Source organism: Actinoplanes sp. NPDC026670 (assembly GCF_040638175.1).
Taxonomy (GTDB): domain Bacteria; phylum Actinomycetota; class Actinomycetes; order Mycobacteriales; family Micromonosporaceae; genus Actinoplanes.
Window position 1 is genome coordinate 1 of the sequence record NZ_JBEZXU010000210.1, and the last position, 1,137, is coordinate 1,137.

Below are 1,137 nucleotides of genomic sequence, written 5' to 3' on the forward strand. Positions count from 1 at the left end.
CCGGCCTCGGCGCGCTCGGCCAGTTCGTCGAGGTGCCGCGCGGCGGTCTCGGCCTCGGCCGCGCTCAGGTGCGGCGGCTGGTAGATGCTCGGCGCGGCGTACCCGTCGCTGGCGACGTGCTCGTTGCTGGTGACCGGGTCCCACCGGCCCGGGGAGGTAGCGACCGCGATGTACTGGCCGCCGTCCCACCGGTTGTTGCCGTCGCCGTAGTCCATCAACGCCAGGACGCTGGCCGGGCCGGCGGCGGCGGCGACCTGGTCGGTGCCGTGGCAGGTCTCGCCGTCGGCGTAGCCGAGCACGTCACCCACCCCGCTCGTGGTCGGGCTGTCGGGCCCGGCGAGGCTCGCCGACGCGGCCGTGGTCGGGATAGCGCCGTCGCCCATCGAAGGCTCCTTTCTCGTGAGGGTGGTTCCGGTGCCGAGGGCTTGGGCCTCGTACTCCTCGGCCTGCACCTCGTAGTAGCGGGCCGCGAGGATCTCCCGCGCCGCTTCCGCCTCGGCCTCCCGTGCCGCCCGCGTGTGCTCGGCGGCGACGCTGGCGTCGCGGATCGTGCGTGCGGCCGTCAGGTGGTTCGCGGTCGACTCCTGGTTGACCCGGGCGTCACTGCGGTACCGGTCAGCGGCGTCGCGACAGGCGCGCGCCCGGCCCTGCAGCGTCTCGGCCTTGGCGACCTGCCCGGCGTAGCGGTTCGCCACCCGCATCGCGTCCTGGGTATCCACGGTGGCGCTCACCTCCCGCCTGGCGTGGTGGGTTCGGCGGCTCCGTCGAGGGCACGCAGCAGGTCGCTGGCGAGCAGTTGGTAGCCGTTCCACTCTCCGGCGTACGAGGTGCTGCGGATGCAGTAGTCGGCCCCTTCGTGGTGGGCCAACCATGCGGCGGCAGCGAGGACGAGCGTGTTGTTGCCGGCGAGCCCCTGCGGGTTCTGGGGTCGGGTGTCGACCCACCAGTGGTCGGAGATGTTGACGTGCCGCACGCCGTGGGCGATGCCAGTCTCTTCGATCTCGTCGATGCTGTCGGGCTCGGCGGCGTCCGGATCGCCGAGGGGGCATCCGGTGACGGAGCAGACGTCCCAGCCGTCGAGCAGTCCAGCGGTGGTGCTCACTGCTGGAACCAGCGGGTCACCGGGACGGCGCCTGC

Annotated in this window: 2 protein-coding genes; both read right to left on the reverse strand. The window is 73.0% G+C overall.

The window, feature by feature from the left end; translation table 11 throughout:
• Positions 1-719 (reverse strand): hypothetical protein (locus AB0E94_RS53155; RefSeq protein ID WP_360344648.1); only part of this gene is annotated, 719 nt, incomplete at its 3' end.
• 8 nt (positions 720-727) lie between these two features.
• A partial coding sequence (locus tag AB0E94_RS53160) for a hypothetical protein (protein ID WP_360344651.1) occupies positions 728-1,137 on the reverse strand: 410 nt, incomplete at its 5' end.